We start from the raw sequence: 19,842 nt of genomic DNA, 5'->3' as shown, positions 1-19,842 counted from the left end.
ACTGGCGCTTAGTGCGAAAGTTCCTGCTGCACGAAAATTACCGCAAGCTTTGACACAACCCATACAGAGCAACGCGCTTATGTCAGCTTTTCGGTCATTTTTAAGAGTGCTTTGGGTATCCGTTTGATTGCATAACCGTTTTAGTACAGGCAAGTAACGATTAAGCAGGAGTAACGCTGACGCTAGAGGTTAGGATATTTGTGTGTTGGGTTTACGCAAAATAAAAAGCCGCGTTGAGCGCGGCTTTGAAAGGTTTACAGCTGGCTGTTTAACATTAGTGGATAAGACCAAACAGACGTGGCAATGCCAAGCTGATTTCTGGAATAAAGGTAATCAGCAACAGGGTAATCATCAAGACTGCGCAGAACGGCAGGATTGAACGGATGACATTTTCGATCTTTGCCCCGCTGACACTGCAACCTACAAACAATGCTGTTCCAACCGGCGGTGTGGCAATACCAATACAGAGGTTGAAGATCACCATAATCGCAAAGTGAATTTCGTGCATACCCAATTCGGTGGCAATCGGCATAAAGATCGGCGTGAAGATCAACAGTGCTGGCGTTAAATCCATAAACATACCGACGATCAGTAGAATGACATTCATCATAATAAGAATGATGACTGGATTGTCAGAGATAGACAGCATCCAATCGCTGATCATGGTTGGCAAACCGGTAAAGGCCATGGCCCAAGACATAATGGTCGACGCGCCAATTAAGAACAGCATAATGCCGGTGATCTCTGTTGTTTCTATTAAGATCGTTTTAAAGTCTGCACGTTTAATAGAGCGGTAAATCAGCGATAAAATTAACGCATATAACACCGCAATACAGGCACCTTCGGTCGCCGTAAAAACACCACCAATGATGCCGCCGATGACAACAAAAATTAAACCCAAGCTAGGTATTGCTTGCCAGGTAATTTTAAGGGCTTGCTTTAGCGTCACCTTATGACCGTGTTGAGTACCATAGCCTTTTTTCTTGGCAATAAAATGCGCCAAGATCATGCAGCTTAAACCCATTAATAAGCCCGGTACGTAACCGGCGATAAACAGCGCAGCAACCGATGTTCCGCCACTGACAACCGAAAAAACAATTAATGAATTGCTCGGTGGAATTAACAAGCCGGCAGGACAAGAGGCCGCGTTAACCGCAGTAGTAAAGGATTTATCGTAGCCTTCTTTTTCATATTCCGGCGCAAGTGTTTTACCTACGGCGGCAGCTGCAGCAACAGCCGAACCAGATACCGCACCAAACATCATGTTCGATAAAATATTAACCTGAGCCAATGAGCCTGGGAGTCGGCCGACTATTAATTTTGCAAAGTTAATTAACCGAGCGGCAATGCCACCTCGGTTCATAATATTGCCGGCAAAAATAAAAAATGGAATGGCAAGTAAACTAAAACTGTCGACACCTGTTACCAGTTTTTGGGCTGCCGTCATCATGGCAACGTCGAAAGGTAAAATGGTGAACATAATAACCAACGACGACATGGCAATCGCAATGGCGATAGGCACGCTGATAGCGGTCATAAATAAAAATAGGCATAAAAGCCAAAATCCAACTGAAATATCCATAACAAAATCCTATATCGTTTGCCGATGCCTTAGTCTTTATTGGCGTGGCCGTCAACGAGGTTTAACAGAATGTATAGGCTGATAATGACCGCCGAGATTGGCAGAATCATATAGACATACGCCATGGGAATTTGAAGCGCTGGTGAAAACTGTTGCAGGGTTCTGCCAACTAATGCGCTGCCGCCTTTAAGCATTGCGAGTAACACAAAAACAAGAACCAGCAATTGAATAAATACTTGCAGCAGGTAGTTCGCCTTAGGTGAAAGTTTTGATGGCAACAGCGTTATGGCGAGGTGTTTTTGCTGACCAAATAAATAGGCCGCACCTAACAGTCCTAACCAGATCATGGTGTAACGCGACAGTTCATCGGTGAACGAGCTAGGGTCGTTTAAAATATAACGGCTGAACACCTGCCAAGTGACGGTGACAACCATGAGTATTAATGCAAAGCCGCAGAGGCTGAGCAGCGTTTTATCGAGTGTGTTTCTGATGAGTTTAAGAGTGTTTTTCATATGGAAGTCCCCATACTGCTCAGGAATAACGGTGCGCTGCTCGCTTGGCTAGAGCGGCCATTTCGAGCAGTGCACAGCGTGATCAAAGATCGATCATAGAGCGTTAATTTTATTGATGAAGTAAGCAAGCTTAGCGTCGGCCATGGCTTCATCCATCATAGGTTTTACTTTTTCGCGGAATTTAGATTTATCCAGTTCGACAAAGGTAACACCCAACTCTTTTGCTTTTTTGATGTTAGCGGTTTCGATCTGATCCCAAAGTTTAATCTCTTCTTCCATCGACTCGCGTGCCGCTTCTTTGATAATTTTTTGCTCAGCAGGCGTTAGGCGATTCCATGTTGCTTCAGAAATGATAATTAAGTCTGGGCTCATGGTGTGCTGGTCTACCGAGTAGTATTTCGCTACTTCGGTGTGACGCATTTCTACTAAGCTAGAAACGTTGTTTTCTGCGGCTTCAATGACACCCTGTTGTAAAGCGGTATAGACTTCGGTAAAGGGTACCGGAGTCGCTTTAGCACCTAACAAATTAATCATCTGCATCATAGTGGGTGATTCAGGTACGCGAATTTTCATACCGGCTAAATCGTCTGGTGTGCGTATCGGCTTACTGCTGTAAAAACTACGTGAACCAGAATCGTAAAAAGTTAAACCAATAAAGCCTTTACCAGCACTGGACTTTAATAATTCATCCGCCGCTTCGCTGCGCATAAAGGTGCGCATGTGTTCGGTGCTGTTAAATAAAAATGGAATGGAAATGGTTTTAAAGGTGGGTTCAAAAGACTCAGCTAACGAGCCATTAATTTTTGCCATATCCAAAGCGCCAGTCACAACCTGTTCGGCTTGGTCGCGTTCAGAACCTAATTGAGCATTAGGGAAGATTTTAATTTTAAGGTCACCACCAGATTTTTCTTTTACTTTTTCAGCAAACACAACCATGCCTTTATGGGCTGCGTTTTCTAGTGACATAGCGTGACCAAGGGTTAGAGTTTTTGCTTGCGCACCAGCCACCATAAGACCAGCCGCCAGCATAGGCAGGATAAATTTTTTCATTGTCGGAACCTTTTTAGAATTATTTTTGGTTTTTATTTTTCGCCTGATAGATCAGGCATTTTTTGTGTTAGCTAATTTTATAAGCTGTTTTTTTATTAGTTGTTGTTTGTATTACGATAATACAAATGCAGATTAGGGTCCGAACGGTATTTTGTAAATCGAAAAGCAGCAAAAGACTAACTTGGGTCAATAAATTAGCCATAAATTTAGTGCACCGGTCGTTGGCGAATGGTGAAGGCTTGGCTACTGGGTGCAGCCAGAGTGTCTTTATCGGTATCGGCGGCAGTAATTTTAGCCAATAAAAGTAAGCGTTAGTGCTCGGCAAAAATGCGAATGAGCAACGGTTAGAGGTTAGGCCAAAGCCCGCTTAGTTTAGATGATGAACAATCGTGCGCCAGTCGGTGCTCATGGTATCGAACAGAGCGTTTGAGAAAAGTTTATTGTTCGCCAGTTCTGATCGTTTTGGCTTGTCGATAGGTGAGATACTCGCAACGCTGTCTGTTTGCGTAATACTGTTGGCAATGACTGTGCTTTGACTCGGATCAAGGGTTTCAACAATGGGTTGCGTGCTCATGGCGGAACCTTAAGAAGGGTTAATAGGTGGCAGTAAGAATAGCCACGTTCGATGTCAGCTTGATGGCGATTGTATGATGTTTTTAAATAGTCTGTTAGAACATTTTTTTGCTTAGCGGTGTGCTTTATTGTCCTGAGTCATGCGCAATATGATATAGCGCGTCTTGCTGTTGTTGCGGTGAATGTTGCGGCAAGTGCTGCGGTAAAAAATTCAGCCGATGATGAATCACACTTAGGCTTTCATCTTGGCGGTGCGACACAAATAAAAGCGTTGTTGGCCCCTGTTGAATAATGCGCTCAATCACCTGTAACACCCAGTAGCGATTAAAGTCATCTAAGCCTTGAGTTGGCTCATCTAAAATAAGCAACGGCGGTTGCTTTATCAACGCTCGGGCAATCAGCACTAGGCGTTGCTCGCCCATCGAAAGCTGACGAAAAGCCACCTGTGCTTTATGTTTTAAACCAACGCCGTCTAACCAATGCATAGCTAAGGCTTTTTCCTGTTCGGCAACCGCTTGGTATAGGCCGATGGAATCGGTTAAGCCAGACACCACAGCGGTAAGTGCATTGCCAGAAACGCGATAGTCGCGATGCAAACTGCCCGAGACATAACCTAAATGCTTTTTAATTTGCCAAATGCTTTCGCCTTGCCCGCGTTGGTAACCAAAGAGTGTTAAGTCATTACGGTAGCACTGCGGATGGTCTCCGGTGATTAAGCCGATCAGTGTCGATTTTCCGCAGCCGTTAGGGCCAGCTATTTGAGTGTGTTGGCCGGGCAACAGTTGCCAATCTAGGTCGCGAAACTGAAAGCGATCATCGTATTGCACAAAGCCCTGTTTTAGATCGACTAATGGTTTGTCATTCGGCCAGTCCGCGAGTTGAAATTTTGATTGCCGCTCAGGTAGCTGCCAAGGTTGTTTGTTGAGTTGGGTTAGTGTTTGCCACTGTTGCTCAAGCTGTTCTGGAAAATCACCGCTGTACACCAACCTGCCTTTATCCAGTATCGCCAGTTTAGAAAAACCTTCGCCTAAATCCGCTAGCTGATTAACCATTAAAATAAGCCAATAGCCTTGCTGGATTAGCGATTTAATGCGCTGCTGTAATTCTTCGCGGCTGTTGGCATCTAAGCCTTCAAAGGGTTCATCTAAAATTAATAATTCTGGCTGTTGTAAGAGCGCCCGCGCAATCATCACTTTGCGCGCTTCACCACTGGAGAGCAAACGGTAGCCGCGCGTTAGCAATGTTTCTAACCTTAATTGTGCGACTAGGCGGTCGTGTTCTGCACTCCAGGGTGCGATCTCTTCCATTAATTGCCGAACGCTGCTGCCGTGGTCGATGCGATCCATAAAGTCGCTGTCATCGCGATAAAGCTCTTGCTCGTAAATGGCTTGCTGGTTTTCTAGCGACACTGAAATAGCACGATGCGGTCGTTCTGTTAGCTCACCTTTGCTGGCATCGAGTTCACCGCAAATCAGCTTAGCTAAGGTGCTTTTGCCACTGGCGTTAGTGCCTAATAGTGCCCAAGACTGGCCAGCCTCAATGCTCCAGTTCAAATCGTTGAGAATGGTTTGAGTGCCGAGTTGTACAGAAAGGTGGTTTAGCTTCATGGTGGTTTAGTTGACTTGGGTTCGTTTTGTTATACAGGAGTGGATATACTCGCACTTTTATCGGCGATCACAAATAGGAGCGGCAGCATGAGTTACGATTCGTTAGAAAAAACCTTTTATCGGTTAGCCCAGTTGGATCACGCCAACGCCATGTTAGGTTGGGACCAACAGGTGATGATGCCAGCAAAGGGTAACGAGGCTCGTGGCCGAGCATTAGCAGAAATCGCCGTGATTCAAGCCGAAATACTGCAAGCGCCTCATTTGGCTGGTGAGTTTGAGCGGGCTGAACAGAGCTATCACCAATGGCAGCCTTGGCAGCAGGCCAACTTTCGGGAAATGAAAACCCAATGGCAGCGCGCCAGTGTATTGCCGACCGAGTTAGTAGAAGCCGAAGCCATGACTCTGAATGAGTGTGAGCATGCGTGGCGAACCTTACGTGCCGAGAACAACTGGAAAGACTTTGAACCTGCCTTGCAAAAGGTGTTCGATATTACTCGCAGCAAAGCAGAAAAACTCTACCAAGCCTTGGCCGAGCAAAACGATTACGCCACCGAATACGATGCTCTATTGGATATTTTTGATCCCGGCACACGCAGCCGTCATATCGACCCAGTTTTTAGTGAATTAAAAGCAGAGCTGCCAACCCTGTTGCAACAGGTGCTGCAAAAACAACAGGCGGCTGGCGAACCGATTGCACAATCGCAACCGATAGATAAAGCACAACAGAAAGCCTTGGCGCACGATATTTTAGCGGCCATGGGTTTTGATTTTGAGGCTGGCCGTTTGGATGAAGCCGCGCATCCGTTTAGCGGTGGTGTTCCGGACGACAGCCGAATTACTTCCCGTTACGATGACAATAATGTGGTCGATGGCTTAATGGCCGTGATTCACGAGCTGGGCCATGCCACCTATGAAGCGAACCTGCCTAAAGCTTGGCGCTATAAGCCGGTCGGTCATGCTATGGGTATGAGCGTGCATGAAAGCCAAAGTTTATTTTATGAACTGCAAATTGGTCACAGCGAAGCCTTTATTCAGGCGTTGGTGCCGATGCTCGAAAAAAATCTTGGCAGCGAAGCAGCTTTTTCAAAAGATAATATTTTAAAACTGATGAACCGCGTACAGCCGGGTTTAATTCGGGTTACTGCCGATGAAGTCACCTACCCAATGCATGTCATTCTGCGTTACGAATTAGAACGCGACATCATTTTAGGCAAGGCCAAAGTCAGCGATATTCCAGAGCGTTGGAACGAAGCCATGCAAAACTATTTAGGTATCAATACCGAAGGCGACTTTAAAAATGGCCCCATGCAAGATGTACACTGGCCAAGTGGTGCGATTGGCTATTTCCCGTCTTACACACTGGGTGCAATGACCGCCGCTCAGCTTGCCTCGGCCATGCATAAGGATATTCCAAACGCGGCGCAGCAAATTGCTCAGTTGGATTTCAGCGAAGTGTTTGCTTGGCTATCGAGCAAGGTTTGGCAGCAAGGCCGCCTACTCAGTTACGATGAATTGCTGACGCAAGCCACTGGTGAAACGCTCAACTCGCGCCATTTCCTAGAACACATTCGCTCGCGTTATCTATAGAGTGCAGTTCGTTATTTATGCACGGCGTCGATAGATTTTAATATTTGCAGTACCTCGTTAAGAGGGGAGAAGTAACCTTATGTGGCTAAGTTATGCGTTGTTGGCTGCCTTGTTTTTTGGCTTGCGTGCGGTTCTATATCAGTGGGTGTCGCAAAAAAATGTTAATCGCAGCCTTATGCTGTGTGGCGTTTACAGCACTGGCTTTATTGTCGCGATCATTGGCATGTTGGTATTGGGGCATCGCTTTCATTCTTGGCCTGCATCGATTGCAGGGCTAAGCATGGGCTTGTTCTCATTTGCTGCGAATGCTGCGTTATATAAAGGCTTTGCGGTTGGCAAGGCGTCGGTCGTTGGTGTGCTTTCGGGCTTGGCCTCGCCGTTGGTGATGTTGTTGGCCTATTTAGGTTGGGGCGAAACGCTCAGCCCGGTGCAACTGATCGGCTTTGTTATTTTATTTTTTGGCATTAACTTAATTCGTTATTCCAATGAGTTGAGTTTTAAAAATTTAAAAGGTGCGCATTGGGCGTTATTGGCCTCGCTTAGCTTTGCGATGACAGACCTTAGCAGCAAGCAGTCAACTCTGTTTGGCGCGGATATTTTTGCCTCCATTGTTTTGATGTTTGGTTTTGCCAGTTTATTGTTTTTTATCAGCTGGTGGCGAACAAAAGACAGCGTTAATGATACGCAAGAACTGCGTTGGTCTATTGCTAAAACCTATCGTGTTGGCATGGCTGTTGGTTTATCAAATGTTGTCGGTATGGTGCTGATCCTGTTGGCTTTCCAGCACGGCCCTACGGGCTTGGTGTCAGCCGTTGCGGCGATGAATGTTTTGGTATTGTTGGTTTACAGCCGCGTGGTGTTAAAGGATGAATTCCGAGCAACTGAAATTGCTGGTGTCAGTGCCGCCCTTTTAGGCATTGTCGTATTGAAGCTGCTTTCGTAATGACAACTTATACTTTGCTTATAGCTCATGTGGTTTTAGTTGATTATTTGGCTCCCTAAAGCCCAAAACTGTTAGGCCCATCGCACTATTTATTTGGCATATATAGTATAAAATCGCGCTGTAAAACCTAAAAGGTTTTAACTCACTCATTGGCGTGCAACCACTGGCGCTACTAACAAGGAAAATACATGCAACCTTACATGCAGAAGTTACGTAATTGGTCATTGCCAGCAGTACTCGCCAGTGCGGTGTTCTTATCATCATGTGGAGAAGAAGATGCCGGCTCGCTTGGCAAAATCCGTCAGCAAGCTCCAGCCGATACTATTTTTTATGTTGAAAGCAGCTCTGAAGATGCTGTTAGCTTTTATGACCCTTCAACCTTATCCCAGCTTGAGATGGCACTTGCGACTTATAACAGCCTAGGCATTATTGATATCGAGACGTTAGAAGCACTACGCCCTCTAATTATTAACTTTGCTGATATAACCGCAGAAGGTACCGAAGTTGTTAAGGTTGCCTATGGCCTAGCAGATGACATGGCATCGGCTGTGTACTTTGATGGTCTGTACCCTGTATTCCAAATAGCAGTAACCGATGGCGGTGAGTTATTGAAAGCTGCTGTTGTAGAAATTGACAGCACATTAGATTCAGAACCAGAAGTTGAAACCGTTGCAGGGCAAGAGGTGATGCTATGGTCTCTCACTTACTCTTATGAGATTGATGCCGAGCTTAAGTTAGCTTTCGTTGTTAATGATGACTTAGCGACCTTTGCTGTTATTCAGGACAATCTTTCTGATGAGCGTAAAGCAGAAGTTCTTGGTATGACTGCACCGAGCAAGTCTTTAGCTTCAGAAAAAACCCTAACCGATCTAAACAAGCAATACGATTTTGAACAAACCTCGGGTTACATTAACCTCGTTGAAATCGGCAATATCGTTTTTAATAACGAATCCTCTACAGTAGGCCAAGACATTGAAACCTTGCTTGCTGAGAATGGTAATTCGATCAATGATCTGAAAGTGCTTTTACCTGGGCAGTGTCTTGCCGAGATTGAGCAGATTGTATCGAGCGTGCCACGACTCGTTTTTGGCGCAACCAGCGTTGAAACCTCAGAAAACAGCTACGATGTTGACCTTAAATTCGTTTTAGAACTAGAAAAAGCTGAGCTTATTTCAAGCTTAACGGCATTGAATGGTCATATTCCTTCATTCGTTAAAAATGCTAGCGACAACGATGATGCTATTGCTGCATTTAGCGTTGGCTTTGATGGCAAAGCACTGACCGAAGCTCTGCGCGTTGCAACCAGCTTTGACCCAGCAGCTTACTACGACTGTGAATTGTTGCAGGATATGGAAAACCCTTTCCAAGATGCAGGTTTAAACCAAATGCTGAGCGTACCAACGTTCGACGGTATTCAGGGTATTGGTGCCGTGCTTTACGACTTAGAGTTTGATGAAGATACTTTCGATATCAACGTTGATGCGCTTGTCTCTCTAGCAGTGAAAGATGCTGATGCTATGTTGTCAGCAGCGAAACTGTTGTTACCGATTCCAAGCCTTTATGAATTAGAAGACGGTAAAACGATTGATCTTGAATTGCCTCTGCCATTGCCGATTGATCTAAAAGCTTCAGTAAACGGCGATTACATTGGTGTGTTTACTGGCGAAAAAGCCGCGGACGCCTTTGCTACCGAGTCATCTAAGTCTACCAACAGCGAAGGTATTGTAGCGCTGTATGCCGATTACGCTAAGGTCGCTAAGCTAGCGCAAAGCAGCCTAGGTTTAGAACTTATTGCCGACAGCAGCAGCTGTGCAGACGCTTACCTGATGTCTGCTTCGAACGATAACCTAAGTGGCGATATCTATTATAAAGATCGTTTCACTAAAGACGGTTATGAATCGACTTACAGCATGACGCTAACCAGCAACAGCGACACAGCAGCACAGCCGTTTAACCCAGTTGGCCTGTATAAAGTTCATACCCAAGACTACGACTGTGAATGGTCGCTGTTCGGTAATGAAGAATTAACAGAAACCGATGGTTTTTACGATTACTACCAAGAGTCAACGGACCAATGTTCATACAATCGTTATGACTACGAGTGGAGCTTCGACGGTATGCGTTTAAGCTTTAACGAAACTCAAGGTCTTGTCCGTTCGTCTTGTGATGAAGATTGGTCAATCGACGAAGACTATGGCGAGTCTGATCTTGCAAGCTATAGCTGTATTGTGAGCTCTTATAGCGATCAGGGTTTTGAGTGCATCATCTTCAACGATGATGGCAGCAAAGACATCTACCGTTATATTTTGCAGTAATAGCTCTGGCTTTTACCGCGCTGCGGTGAGTTGAATATTCACCGCTCAAGGCAGATAATCTAAAAAAGGCTCTGGCATTTGCTGGAGCTTTTTTTTGCCCAGCGAACCCGCAAGCGTTATGGTAGCAGCGCTATAAATTCTAGGAGTGAAAATGCCACAACAGTTTGATATTGCCGTCGTCGGCGGTGGCATGGTCGGCGCAGCGGTTGCAACAGGTTTGGCACAACAGGGTAAAAGCGTTGCCTTGATTGAAGCCGTTGAGCCGCAAGCTTACAGCGCCGAGCAGCCGTTCGACGCACGCGTTTCGGCCATTTCTTATACGTCAGTTGAACTGTTAAACAGCCTTGGCGCGTGGCAACGGTTGCAACAAATGCGCACTGCGCCCTTTCGCCGTTTAGAAACATGGGAAAAGGCCGACAGCCGAATTCGTTTTAGCGCACAGGATATTGGTGTTGAAGAGCTGGGTTTTATTGTCGAAAACCGGCTTATCCAGTTAGCGCTCTGGCAGGGTTTTGCCGAGCAAAAATCACTCAGCTTGTTTTGCCCAGCGAAGATTGAACGGATCGAATTTTTAAACGATAAAAACCGCTTGCAGCTGAACAACGGCGAGCAAATTGAAGCAAGCCTAGTGGTGGCCGCAGACGGTGCTCATTCCGTGGTGCGTAAACTGGCTGGTATTGGGCTCAACAGTTGGGATTACGATCAGCACTGCATGCTGATCAACGTCGCCACCGAAGCCGCACAGCAGGACATCACTTGGCAATGGTTTACGCCAACAGGGCCACGTTCGTTATTGCCGTTGCCAGGTTCACAAGCCTCACTCGTTTGGTACGACAGCGCCAGTAAAATTCGCCAGCTTAAAGCGCTTTCTAACGAGCAGCTTACGCAAGCGGTTGTGCAAGCGTTTCCAGATGAACTCGGTGGCATTCAGGTATTAAGCAAAGCCAGTTTCGCGCTCACCCGTCGCCATGCTAAACAGTATTTTGCCGAGCGTTGTGTGCTGGTGGGCGATGCGGCACATACCATTAACCCGCTTGCCGGTCAGGGTGTGAACTTAGGCTTTAAAGATGTGCAGGCTTTACTGCAAGTGTTGGCGAAAGCCAATTGGAACAGTGAGCAAGCCTTGGCGGTTTATCAGCGTAAGCGTCGGTTAGATAACCAGTTAATGCAGAGCGCGATGGATGCGTTCTATTTTGGTTTTAGTAATCAGCTTGCGCCACTTAAGTGGGCCAGAAACGCAGTATTGAAAACCGCCGAACGCTCAACAGCGCTCAAGCGGCAGGTGCTAAAATATGCCTTAGGCATTCGTTAGCTGTTATCGACAACGGCAGGTGTGACTCGGTTATCGGATTCAACGCCGTTGATAAAGTTGCTGGCATTGCTCAAGGTTGTGTCAGCAATGTTATGCAGCGCCTCTTCGGTTAAAAAGGCTTGGTGACCAGTAAAGATCACATTGTGGCAGGCCGATAAGCGTCTGAACACATCATCTTTAATCACTTCAGACGATAAGTCTTCAAAGAATAATTCTTTTTCATGATCGTAAACATCCAGCGCCAAACCACCTAAGGTGCCGTCTTTTAATGCATCGATACAGGCGGAGCTGTCGACCAACTTACCGCGACTGGTGTTGATCAAAAAGGTGCCCTTTTGCATTTGGCTAAAGGCAGAGCGGTTGATCATGTAAGTGTTTTCTTCGGTCAGCGGGCAATGCAGGCTAATAATATTTGAGGCTTGTAACAGCTCTTCTAGGCTGACGTATTCAACGCCCAGTTCAATGGCCGCTTGGCTTGGGTAAGGGTCGAATGCCAACAACTTACAACCAAAGCCTTTTAAAATACGCAGTGCTGCCAAACCGATTTTACCGGTGCCGATAACCCCGGCGGTTTTGCCAAAAATATTAATGCCGGTTAAGCCTTCAAGCGAAAAGTTTGCATCGCGTGTACGTTGGTAAGCTTTGTGGACGCGGCGGTTCAGCGTCATCAATAATGCGATAGCATGTTCGGCAACCGCTTCTGGCGAATAGGCTGGTACGCGATACACACCAATGCCCAGTTCGGCTGCGGCCTGTAAATCAACATTGTTAAAACCAGCGCAACGCATGAGCACCAATTTAATGCCAGCACTGTTCAGTTCGGTGAGTGTTTCGCGACCAAGATCGTCATTAACAAATGCGCAGACGGCATCGAAGCCTTGAGCAAGGCTGGCGGTTTTTGGATTGAGCCCAGTCTCAAAAAATTCCAGCTGAATTTCAGGCGTAGCATCGCTGCGTTGGCTGTTGCGTTTGTCGAAACTTTCACGGTCGTAGCGCTTAGCGCTAAAAAGACAGATTTTCATAGCTCACCTAGTTGTAATAAGATTGCGCTTTATCTTATCTCGCGCACTAAGCGGCCGCAAAGCATATGTCGAAACCTATTGATTTAAAAAATGCCAATTGGGCAACTATTCGCCAAGTACTCTTTGAGTGGCTTACCGGTTTGGCGGTGCTGTTTGCTTTGGTTTGGCTAGGTGAATGGTTAAGTAGCCTGCTTGGTCATGCGCTACCCGGTTCTATTCTTGGAATGTTGCTGCTGACCGCACTGTTGCAATTTAAGTGGTTGCCACTGCATTGGGTGCAACGCAGTAGTTTGTTTTTTAATCGCTGGATGTCTTTACTGTTTATTCCGGTGGGCGTTGGCCTAGTGGATCACCTGAGTGTGTTGCACAGCGCCCTGTTGGCGATTATTGCCACCTGTGTGTTTGCCACACTGGTGTTATTGGCGTTGTGTGGTTGGGCATCGCAATGGTGGTTTCGTCGTCACCCAAACGAGGCTGCCCCCGAATTAGATACAGCCAGCGCGAATGGAAACGCTCAAATGAAAGCCAACCTCAATAATGAGGGCCGCGCGAATGATTAACCTAATCTACTTGCCGCTCACCATCGGTTTATTTTTATTGGCGCAGCAGCTGTATAAAAAATTTCCAACGCCGTTGTTAAACCCAGTATTGGTTTCGTTAACGGCGTTAGTCCTATTGTTATTGTTTGCGCAGATCGATTACTCGCACTACAACCAATACGCCAGCGTGCTCACCTTTTTGCTAAAACCCGCAGTAGTGGCGTTGGGTGTGCCGCTCTACCAGCAGTTACACAGTATTAAAAAAGAATTGCCACAAATACTTTCGTTGGTGTTTGTCTCGGTCGTCATCGCCGTGGTTTCAACAACGGCACTGGCATTGCTGGTGGGTGCCAGCGCACAAATTGCCGCCTCGCTTTCACCTAAGTCTGTTACTACGCCAATCGCCGTACTTATCGCCGACCAAATTGGCGGCCAGCCTTCAATTGCCGCCATTGCTGTTATGGTGACGGGCCTAGTGGGTTCTGTTGTCGGTGTGCCGTGGTTGCGTGCCATGCGCGTGCATCACCCTAAAGCGCAAGGTATCGCCATGGGCACGGCCTGCCATGCATTGGGCACCGCGCGCATAGTAGAAGAAGGCGCTCAGCAAGGTGCTTACAGTGCCTTTGCGCTGGTTCTTAGTGCTATTTTAAGCTCACTGCTTTGTCCAATTCTGGTTCCGCTCGTGTCGGCTTGGTTGGCTTGAATCGATGAACCTAACTCTAGTGTTAGCAAAAAACAGCACGCTGGTGGAAAACCTATTCCAATATTACGTTTACGACATGTCGCAATTTATGGGTTGGCAGCCGTGTGAGCAAGGCACCTATGTTGTACCAACGGCGCTGCAAGATGTACGTGAATACTGGCAAAAACCGCAGCACTTCCCTTACCTTATTTATGTTAACGGCCAGTTGGCAGGTTTTAGTTTGGTACGTGTTTCGCCTTACAAAAATAGCCAATGGGACATGGGGCAGTTTTTTGTATTACGCAAATACATCGGCCAAGGCGTCGGTAAAAAAGCTTTCGCGCAGACGGTAAAAAAACATCCCGGTGACTGGTTAGTGCGAGTATTGCCAAATAATTTGGCAGCACAAAAATTTTGGCCAAAGGCAATTCAGCCATTAGCGCAAGGCGACGTGCAACAGATAAATGAGTTACACACCACTGGCGGTGGTGATCAGGTGGCAATGGAATTTTTTCGTTTTTGCGCACAATGATAGCGAACAAAAAAATGCGGCTGCACAGTGGCAGCCGCAGCGGTATCTTATTGAATCAGCAAGTCAGCAAGTCAGCAAGTCAGCAAGTCAGCAAGTCAAGCTGTGCAAATAAAACTTAGGCCTGTTCGGCTTCGTTAGCAATTTGCTGCAACGACTGATAAAACACATCCACTGGTTGGCCACCACTAATGGCGTATTTTTGATTAATAATAAAAGTCGGCACACTGTTAATACCTAACTGATGCATCGCCGACTCTTCCTGCTTAACCAACTCTTTGTACTCGTCGCCTTTTAAAATTTCGGCAGCGCGGTCGCGATCTAAACCAATAGAAGCGGCAACATCTAATAGCTGTTCATCATCGTTTAGCTTTTTACCGTCGGTAAAGTGTGCTTTAAACAGCGCCAATTTTAATTCGGTTTGCTGGCCCTGCTCTTTTGCCCAAGCTAACAGCCGGTGGCAATCAAACGAATTAATAATGCGCGAATCGTCGGTAGTGTTAAATTCAAAACCACACTCTTTACCGCGTTGTTTTAACATCTGACGCGACTGCTGGCTTTGCTCTGGCGTAGAACCGTATTTTTCCATCACATGCTCAAGCAACTGCTGGCCTTCGGGCGGCATGTTTGGGTTCAATTCAAACGGCTGCCATTGCAGCTCGGTTTCAATGTTTGGCAGTTTTTCTAACGCCGCTTCAAGGTTCTTATAACCAATAATGCACCAAGGGCACATTACATCCGAAACGATATCGATCGTCATCTTACTCATATGAGTTTCCTTACTTTCTAAATTTATCAGTCCACCGTTAATGGTGATGGTTTTACTGTGATCAACCACCCACGGTAAATTCGCTAGCGAGTTAAAGCACATAGACTGTTGAATAGCGGGAAAGTTGCGCGGTAAAACAAAGCGAAAGCCGAATATTCAGGCGTAAGCGGCAATAAAAGAGAGTAGCCGCAAGCTGCTAATTTAGGAAGGCATCTAAATACAGCGCCAAGCCTTTGTGTTTATTGGCCTAGTGCAGCGGCTATATTTCTTTATATAGCGCACGCGCAGCTTTTTCTTATTGGCAAATTGACAAGCTATCCTAAGAGGTAGCATATTAGGGCTATTCTGCGGATTCAGTCGATTTAACAAACCTTTATATACTGCACCATAAAAAGCCGCTCATGCGGTAAATTAAACTGTTAGGCGCAAATCAGAGTAACAATCAATGTCACGCGAATTTAAAACGGTATCAAAGAAAGCAAAAGAAGTTTTAGAGAAACCTGAAGGGTTAGACGTTGAATTCAAGAGGAATGCAGGTGGTGTCAAGCCTAGTGTTTTAGTTTCGTTTGCAAACTCAAATACAGGTGGAACAATTTTAGTTGGCGTTGATGAAGAGAAGACTAGCGATGGATTAGAGAGAGGAGTTATTAAAGGCTGCTCTACGTCAGACAATGACAGACTCCAAATTCAAAATATGGCATCTGATTGTATTCCACCTATAAATTTAAATATTTTTGTTGAGAACACAAACAATAAACCATTTTTTCGAGTCGAAATCCCCTCTGGAAAAAACAAACCGTACTGTACAAAGTCTGGTGAGTATAAAATTAGAGAAGATGGTAGGGTAAGAGCTCTTCACCCCGATGAATTATTAGCTATTTTCATGAACAAGGAGGGTGATAAATTTCTATCTCAATTCAAGAATGCAGTAACAGAATTAGAAAAAAATGTTGAATCTATTGATAGTACTGTTAAAGGCGAGTTAGACAAGCTGCTTTCCAGGTTGCAAACACTTAACAAAGATGTATTTATTTACCTAGAAGATATTTTTCACTCAGCAGAGCAATCCTCTTCCGATGCTTCTGAAGCAAATGAAACGATTAATGAAGTATGGAAAGAAATACATAGACTCAACCAAAATGTTCAGAGTATACAAGAAAATGACAATGATCCTTTCTATGTAAGGCTGGAAGAAAAACTTGATTTATTAATAAATCATCTGGGTGCAAGCTCATACAGACGGTATTAAAATCGCCTAACAAAAAAATCCAGGTGACGCCTACGGCGCACCTGATTTAGGCGTTACTAGGCCGCCCAATCTAAAGAAATAGCCTGACTCATTCAGCAAGGAATGAACTTCATTATGGAGTGTATGGTTTTATATGAAAGGCTATTAACTGAAACTGTAAGTGCTAAGGTAGGTATCTTAGTTCGCTTCGTTAACTCTGCGATAATTTTGGTAAATAAATTAAGGATTAATATTATGAAAAATAAATTTTTGACGCTCATGTTTGTAGTGTTTTCAGTCTCAACAACGTACGCACATAGTGCAGATTTTTCTACTTGCCTCCTAGATTCTCTAAACGGCGAGGAAAGAAAGCTTTTAGCGAAGTGGATCTATTTTGGTATGGCAGAGCATCCTGAAATTAAACCCTATTCAAAAATAACTGACAGCGATAAACTCGAAAGTGATCAATTTGTAGGTGATTTACTTAGTCGATTATTACTAGAGGATTGTGTTGACGAGTTTAAGATTGCTCAAAAGCAAAACCCTAATTCACTGGAAACTGCTTTTGGCTCGGTTGGTGAAGTAGCCATGCAAGAGCTGATGAACGATCGTAATGTCATTAATGGCTTAACTGGCTATACACGCTATTTAGACCTACAAGCAATTACCAACATGTTGGCAGATTAAAAGTAATTATTAGGCCACCCACTTTAAGATTTTCGTTTCTTATAAATCATCGCTAATGGTTATTCAGTAGCAATTTTTAAGTCAGTTTTTCAACTGTTAAAGTGGGTGACTTTGAAGTCGGAAGGGTAACCCTTTAGTTTCCTAAGCCCTTCCTATCACTATATTAGTTTCTGCCCGCAATTACGCCGCCATCAACATCCCATATTGCACCTGTTACCCAACTTGTATCATCACTCAATAAAAGACTGGCTATTTTAGCTACGTCTTCAGGTTGGCCAATGCGCCCAATTGGGTGGAAACTGTTAAAGGTCGCTAGAGTTTCATCCATAACGCTAGGGTCAATAAAGGATTCAAAAATAGTTGATTTAACTAAGGCTGGTGAAATCGCATTGACACGAATGTTGCTGTCGGCTAATTCCATTGCTAAATGTTGTGTAAGTGCATGCAAGCCTGCTTTTGCCATAGAGTAAGCAGAAGATGGCGTTGCTTTAATGGCTTGTTTGGCCCACATAGAACCAATGTTAACAATAGAGCCACTGTTGTGTGCAATCATGTTTTTAGCTACAGCCTGCGATATAAAGAATATTGCGCGGTTAAGTTCATGATAAATATCGTAGTCATTATTGTCATGTTCAATAAATGGCTTCGGTTTAAAGTAGCCTGCAGAATTAAGTAGGTATTTAATGTGAATGTTATTATCATTGGCAAATTGAACAATACGCTCAACATCGTCGGCATTGTATAGGTCAGCCTGTATTGTGCTTATTTCACCATACTCAGCCAGTAAGGTTTGAGCTTGATTCAGCTTGTCAGCATTACGGCCTACAATAACCGTTTTGATGCCGCGGCCCAGTAAAAGCTTTGCGCTTTCTAGCCCCATGCCACTTGTTCCACCAATAATAAGTGCAATAAATTGCTCTGTGTTTTTCATTTGAATATCCTAATAGTCATATGTAAAGTGCAGAGCCAGATTACAAATACAATTTAATTTCGAACAGTACGTACTATTTAGTAACCTAGGTACTAACAGGTATATCTTTATGATTTATAAGGAAAAATTATTTTCAAGAAATTCTGCACCAGAACGCAGCAAGCGCATTGTCGAAGCTGTTTTTCGCTGTAAGTGGTCATTAACGGTGTATCAATTGTTGGCTGAAAAAATCAACAGGCCTGGTGAAATGGTACGAAGTGTTGAAGGGTTAACGACAAAAGTACTGAATGAGTGCCTACGTAAAAATATAGAGTTTGGCATTATTAAGCGAATTGAATATAACGAAGTTCCACCAAGAGTAGAGTATGTTATTACCCCCTTTGGTGAAAAATTTATCAGTATCCTTGACAAGCTAGTTGAGCTGGAAAATGAAATAGTGGTTTAGATTGAGCGTATTGATAATTATCGAACATGTTTAGCTGTAGTAGATTAAACACAAAAACGAATAGCCGTTTTACATTATGGCGATTATTTGATGAATATGGAAAAGCCAATCGGGGTTGTTATTTAATAAGAGTGTTAGTTTTTATTATGAATAAGTTAATCATTATTGCCATCGTTTTTTATTCCTCGTTTAGCTATGCAGATTGCCCTACGGATCAATTTGATATGGCCTGTATTTATGGAGACCTTTCAGAGGCAGTACGTGTGCATATTGCAAATAAGGATTTTAACTCTGCTGAACGAGTAGCGGAGGATATGTTGAATATTGACCCTGCTGACTCGTGGGCAAGGGTGTATTTGTTAGTAGCGTTGAAGTCGCAGTCGAAACCTATTCCTGATTGGCTTTCATCAGGCCCGTGGCCAAATTCCAATGAAGAAGAAAGAATTTTGGAGAGCATTGGAAATGCAATTATCAATGATTAATCCATACCTTAACGTATCTTGATTATGATGTTTGTAAGAGAAATTTAAGTGTGCTGTCATAGAAACGAGGTATTGATCTGAAAGATATCGCACTAAAAGCTGTAGCTCAGTTAGCAAAAAAATATCAGCCCGAATTTATTATTTTATATGGTTCGACTGTACGCGGAGACTACAGCGAACAGAGTGATATTGATGTTGCCTGTTTCTGTAACGCTCCGCTAGTCGATAAAGATGTTCGATTGTTCGAAGGTAAAAAGTTGGACTGCTGGCTATATTCTTTAGATCAGGCAGTTCCAAATAAAAATGAATTCCTACGCTTTGTCGGTGGCGAGCTGTATTACGACAAGACTGGGCGCGGGCAAGATTTTTTAGCTAAGGTGACTTCTTATTTTGACCAAGGCCCTGAGCCAATGGCTGACGATGCTCGTGAACACCTTATTCAGTGGGCAAACAATATGTTGCAGCGAGCTGCGGGTAATTCAGTAGAGTCGAACTACAGAAGATCTTGGTTGCCTTGCGAGCTGCTAAGTATCTATTTTGAATTACGAGGCCGCTGGTACCTGGGTTCAAAGCAAAGCTTTTCATGGTTGCAAGAAAACGATGCTGCCACCTTTTTATTGTTTAAGCAGGTTTTTGCTGAGCCAACAAATCTAGCTGTCTTGTCTCAATTAGTGAATGCCACGGTAAGCGTCGATAAGGCTTAGCTTGATGCCGTTCTGCGTTTACTAAACACAATAGGTTCTTACCTTTCATCCACTTCGGTTGTCCCTTCCCTTGTTCACCTGCTATCTAGGCGTTCCAATTGAGCGGTCATTTGGCCTTGTGGTTTTCATAATGAAGACGGCTTCCTAATTGCGCTGCACTACCCAGTTCACATAAATAAAAAATAATCAAAATCTTGCGGAACAAGCATAATACAGACCTGTCTACTTTCATCGAATAAAATGTATAATGTGCATATTTTATGAGTACCACCCTTTTGGCTGATCCTCGTTTGCAAAACTCAATGATGATCGTTTTAGCGATAAGATTCGAAGTTAGGAACCC

20 protein-coding genes and 1 pseudogene are annotated in these 19,842 nt (G+C 44.5%); 13 read left to right on the top strand and 8 right to left on the bottom strand.

All coding sequences use genetic code 11. The features are described from left to right. Nucleotides 1–274 precede the first annotated feature (274 nt). The 5 genes from FME95_RS09085 to modF all read right to left on the bottom strand — a co-directional run bounded on the left by FME95_RS09085 (nucleotide 275) and on the right by modF (nucleotide 5,324). Nucleotides 275–1,582 (bottom strand): TRAP transporter large permease, encoded by a 1,308-nt coding sequence (locus tag FME95_RS09085; protein ID WP_147714070.1) that lies wholly within the window; start codon nucleotides 1,580–1,582, stop codon nucleotides 275–277. Nucleotides 1,583–1,611: 29 nt separating this feature from the next. Beyond that, nucleotides 1,612–2,094 (bottom strand): TRAP transporter small permease, encoded by a 483-nt coding sequence (locus FME95_RS09080; RefSeq protein WP_147714069.1) that lies wholly within the window; start codon nucleotides 2,092–2,094, stop codon nucleotides 1,612–1,614. A gap of 93 nt (nucleotides 2,095–2,187) precedes the next feature. Continuing rightward, nucleotides 2,188–3,144: a TRAP transporter substrate-binding protein gene (locus tag FME95_RS09075; RefSeq protein ID WP_147714068.1), complete on the bottom strand. Its 957-nt coding sequence runs from the start codon at nucleotides 3,142–3,144 to the stop codon at nucleotides 2,188–2,190. A gap of 367 nt (nucleotides 3,145–3,511) precedes the next feature. After that, entirely contained in the window at nucleotides 3,512–3,718 is a 207-nt protein-coding gene (locus tag FME95_RS09070) for a hypothetical protein (protein ID WP_147714067.1), read from the bottom strand. A 124-nt stretch (nucleotides 3,719–3,842) separates the two neighbouring features. Next, the gene (gene modF, locus FME95_RS09065) at nucleotides 3,843–5,324 is read right to left on the bottom strand and encodes a molybdate ABC transporter ATP-binding protein ModF (protein WP_147714066.1); all 1,482 of its coding nucleotides are present in this window, start codon (nucleotides 5,322–5,324) and stop codon (nucleotides 3,843–3,845) included. 87 nt (nucleotides 5,325–5,411) lie between these two features. Here modF and FME95_RS09060 point away from each other — a divergent pair, with 87 nt between their 5' ends. The 4 genes from FME95_RS09060 (at nucleotide 5,412) to FME95_RS09045 (ending at nucleotide 11,481) form a co-directional block, all read left to right on the top strand. Beyond that, nucleotides 5,412–6,911, top strand: coding sequence for a carboxypeptidase M32 (locus FME95_RS09060; protein WP_147714065.1), 1,500 nt, complete (start codon nucleotides 5,412–5,414; stop codon nucleotides 6,909–6,911). A gap of 79 nt (nucleotides 6,912–6,990) precedes the next feature. Beyond that, nucleotides 6,991–7,854 carry a DMT family transporter gene (locus FME95_RS09055; protein ID WP_147714064.1) on the top strand — a complete coding sequence of 288 codons (864 nt, stop codon included), beginning with the start codon at nucleotides 6,991–6,993 and terminating at the stop codon, nucleotides 7,852–7,854. A 188-nt stretch (nucleotides 7,855–8,042) separates the two neighbouring features. Then, a complete protein-coding gene (locus FME95_RS09050) occupies nucleotides 8,043–10,169 on the top strand; it encodes a hypothetical protein (RefSeq protein WP_147714063.1) in 2,127 nt (708 codons plus the stop codon). A gap of 151 nt (nucleotides 10,170–10,320) precedes the next feature. Continuing rightward, nucleotides 10,321–11,481 carry an FAD-dependent oxidoreductase gene (locus tag FME95_RS09045; RefSeq protein WP_147714062.1) on the top strand — a complete coding sequence of 387 codons (1,161 nt, stop codon included), beginning with the start codon at nucleotides 10,321–10,323 and terminating at the stop codon, nucleotides 11,479–11,481. Here FME95_RS09045 and FME95_RS09040 read toward each other — a convergent pair. After that, nucleotides 11,478–12,503, bottom strand: a complete 1,026-nt coding sequence (locus FME95_RS09040) for a 2-hydroxyacid dehydrogenase (RefSeq protein ID WP_147714061.1) — start codon at nucleotides 12,501–12,503, stop codon at nucleotides 11,478–11,480. The two genes, FME95_RS09045 and FME95_RS09040, sit on opposite strands and share 4 nt — an antisense overlap. A gap of 65 nt (nucleotides 12,504–12,568) precedes the next feature. Here FME95_RS09040 and FME95_RS09035 point away from each other — a divergent pair, with 65 nt between their 5' ends. Genes FME95_RS09035 through FME95_RS09025 form a run of 3 tightly spaced genes read left to right on the top strand, consistent with a single transcriptional unit; the run spans nucleotide 12,569 to nucleotide 14,256 of the window. Beyond that, on the top strand, nucleotides 12,569–13,063 hold the full coding sequence (locus tag FME95_RS09035; protein WP_147714060.1) for a CidA/LrgA family protein: 495 nt from the start codon (nucleotides 12,569–12,571) through the stop codon (nucleotides 13,061–13,063). Beyond that, nucleotides 13,056–13,745: an LrgB family protein gene (locus tag FME95_RS09030; protein ID WP_187265485.1), complete on the top strand. Its 690-nt coding sequence runs from the start codon at nucleotides 13,056–13,058 to the stop codon at nucleotides 13,743–13,745. Before FME95_RS09035 ends, FME95_RS09030 begins: the two co-directional genes overlap by 8 nt. 4 nt (nucleotides 13,746–13,749) lie before the next feature. Continuing rightward, a complete protein-coding gene (locus tag FME95_RS09025) occupies nucleotides 13,750–14,256 on the top strand; it encodes a GNAT family N-acetyltransferase (protein ID WP_147714058.1) in 507 nt (168 codons plus the stop codon). A gap of 115 nt (nucleotides 14,257–14,371) precedes the next feature. Here the strand turns inward: FME95_RS09025 and FME95_RS09020 are convergent, their stop codons facing one another. Then, nucleotides 14,372–15,022, bottom strand: a complete 651-nt coding sequence (locus FME95_RS09020; protein ID WP_147714057.1) for a DsbA family oxidoreductase — start codon at nucleotides 15,020–15,022, stop codon at nucleotides 14,372–14,374. A gap of 445 nt (nucleotides 15,023–15,467) precedes the next feature. On the opposite strand from FME95_RS09020, the gene FME95_RS09015 reads away from it, so the two are divergent. After that, the gene (locus FME95_RS09015; RefSeq protein ID WP_147714056.1) at nucleotides 15,468–16,271 is read left to right on the top strand and encodes an AlbA family DNA-binding domain-containing protein; all 804 of its coding nucleotides are present in this window, start codon (nucleotides 15,468–15,470) and stop codon (nucleotides 16,269–16,271) included. A 234-nt stretch (nucleotides 16,272–16,505) separates the two neighbouring features. Beyond that, entirely contained in the window at nucleotides 16,506–16,937 is a 432-nt protein-coding gene (locus tag FME95_RS09010) for a hypothetical protein (protein ID WP_147714055.1), read from the top strand. A gap of 163 nt (nucleotides 16,938–17,100) precedes the next feature. Here FME95_RS09010 and FME95_RS09005 read toward each other — a convergent pair whose 3' ends face one another. Continuing rightward, nucleotides 17,101–17,868: an SDR family NAD(P)-dependent oxidoreductase gene (locus tag FME95_RS09005; protein ID WP_147714054.1), complete on the bottom strand. Its 768-nt coding sequence runs from the start codon at nucleotides 17,866–17,868 to the stop codon at nucleotides 17,101–17,103. A 109-nt stretch (nucleotides 17,869–17,977) separates the two neighbouring features. Here FME95_RS09005 and FME95_RS09000 point away from each other — a divergent pair, with 109 nt between their 5' ends. The 4 genes and pseudogenes from FME95_RS09000 (at nucleotide 17,978) to FME95_RS08990 (ending at nucleotide 19,499) form a co-directional block, all read left to right on the top strand. After that, nucleotides 17,978–18,313 (top strand): winged helix-turn-helix transcriptional regulator, encoded by a 336-nt coding sequence (locus FME95_RS09000; RefSeq protein WP_147714053.1) that lies wholly within the window; start codon nucleotides 17,978–17,980, stop codon nucleotides 18,311–18,313. Between the two features lie 146 nt (nucleotides 18,314–18,459). Continuing rightward, on the top strand, nucleotides 18,460–18,795 hold the full coding sequence (locus tag FME95_RS08995; RefSeq protein WP_147714052.1) for a tunnelling fold family protein: 336 nt from the start codon (nucleotides 18,460–18,462) through the stop codon (nucleotides 18,793–18,795). A gap of 71 nt (nucleotides 18,796–18,866) precedes the next feature. Next, nucleotides 18,867–19,028, top strand: a pseudogene (locus FME95_RS13820) (nucleotidyltransferase domain-containing protein); the annotation flags it as partial. 6 nt (nucleotides 19,029–19,034) lie between these two features. Then, nucleotides 19,035–19,499 (top strand): hypothetical protein, encoded by a 465-nt coding sequence (locus FME95_RS08990; RefSeq protein WP_246109343.1) that lies wholly within the window; start codon nucleotides 19,035–19,037, stop codon nucleotides 19,497–19,499. The last annotated feature ends 343 nt before the right edge of the window (nucleotides 19,500–19,842 follow it).

The sequence above is a fragment of the Reinekea thalattae genome (assembly GCF_008041945.1).
Lineage (GTDB): Bacteria > Pseudomonadota > Gammaproteobacteria > Pseudomonadales > Natronospirillaceae > Reinekea > Reinekea thalattae.
Note: the sequence above shows the minus strand (reverse complement) of the source record. Positions and strands in the feature narration are given on the sequence as shown.

Excerpts from the sequence above, each read along its gene's own strand:
- FME95_RS09075 (WP_147714068.1), bottom strand. The coding sequence starts at position 3,144 with ATGAAAAAATTTATCCTGCCTATGCTGGCGGCTGGTCTTATGGTGGCT.
- FME95_RS09025 (WP_147714058.1), top strand. The coding sequence starts at position 13,750 with ATGAACCTAACTCTAGTGTTAGCAAAAAACAGCACGCTGGTGGAAAAC.
- FME95_RS09020 (WP_147714057.1), bottom strand. The coding sequence starts at position 15,022 with ATGAGTAAGATGACGATCGATATCGTTTCGGATGTAATGTGCCCTTGG.
- FME95_RS09040 (WP_147714061.1), bottom strand. The coding sequence starts at position 12,503 with ATGAAAATCTGTCTTTTTAGCGCTAAGCGCTACGACCGTGAAAGTTTC.
- FME95_RS08995 (WP_147714052.1), top strand. The coding sequence starts at position 18,460 with ATGAATAAGTTAATCATTATTGCCATCGTTTTTTATTCCTCGTTTAGC.
- FME95_RS09030 (WP_187265485.1), top strand. The coding sequence starts at position 13,056 with ATGATTAACCTAATCTACTTGCCGCTCACCATCGGTTTATTTTTATTG.
- FME95_RS09005 (WP_147714054.1), bottom strand. The coding sequence starts at position 17,868 with ATGAAAAACACAGAGCAATTTATTGCACTTATTATTGGTGGAACAAGT.
- FME95_RS09070 (WP_147714067.1), bottom strand. The coding sequence starts at position 3,718 with ATGAGCACGCAACCCATTGTTGAAACCCTTGATCCGAGTCAAAGCACA.
- modF (WP_147714066.1), bottom strand. The coding sequence starts at position 5,324 with ATGAAGCTAAACCACCTTTCTGTACAACTCGGCACTCAAACCATTCTC.
- FME95_RS09060 (WP_147714065.1), top strand. The coding sequence starts at position 5,412 with ATGAGTTACGATTCGTTAGAAAAAACCTTTTATCGGTTAGCCCAGTTG.
- FME95_RS09035 (WP_147714060.1), top strand. The coding sequence starts at position 12,569 with ATGTCGAAACCTATTGATTTAAAAAATGCCAATTGGGCAACTATTCGC.
- FME95_RS09000 (WP_147714053.1), top strand. The coding sequence starts at position 17,978 with ATGATTTATAAGGAAAAATTATTTTCAAGAAATTCTGCACCAGAACGC.
- FME95_RS09010 (WP_147714055.1), top strand. The coding sequence starts at position 16,506 with ATGAAAAATAAATTTTTGACGCTCATGTTTGTAGTGTTTTCAGTCTCA.
- FME95_RS09085 (WP_147714070.1), bottom strand. The coding sequence starts at position 1,582 with ATGGATATTTCAGTTGGATTTTGGCTTTTATGCCTATTTTTATTTATG.
- FME95_RS09015 (WP_147714056.1), top strand. The coding sequence starts at position 15,468 with ATGTCACGCGAATTTAAAACGGTATCAAAGAAAGCAAAAGAAGTTTTA.
- FME95_RS09080 (WP_147714069.1), bottom strand. The coding sequence starts at position 2,094 with ATGAAAAACACTCTTAAACTCATCAGAAACACACTCGATAAAACGCTG.
- FME95_RS09050 (WP_147714063.1), top strand. The coding sequence starts at position 8,043 with ATGCAACCTTACATGCAGAAGTTACGTAATTGGTCATTGCCAGCAGTA.
- FME95_RS09045 (WP_147714062.1), top strand. The coding sequence starts at position 10,321 with ATGCCACAACAGTTTGATATTGCCGTCGTCGGCGGTGGCATGGTCGGC.
- FME95_RS09055 (WP_147714064.1), top strand. The coding sequence starts at position 6,991 with ATGTGGCTAAGTTATGCGTTGTTGGCTGCCTTGTTTTTTGGCTTGCGT.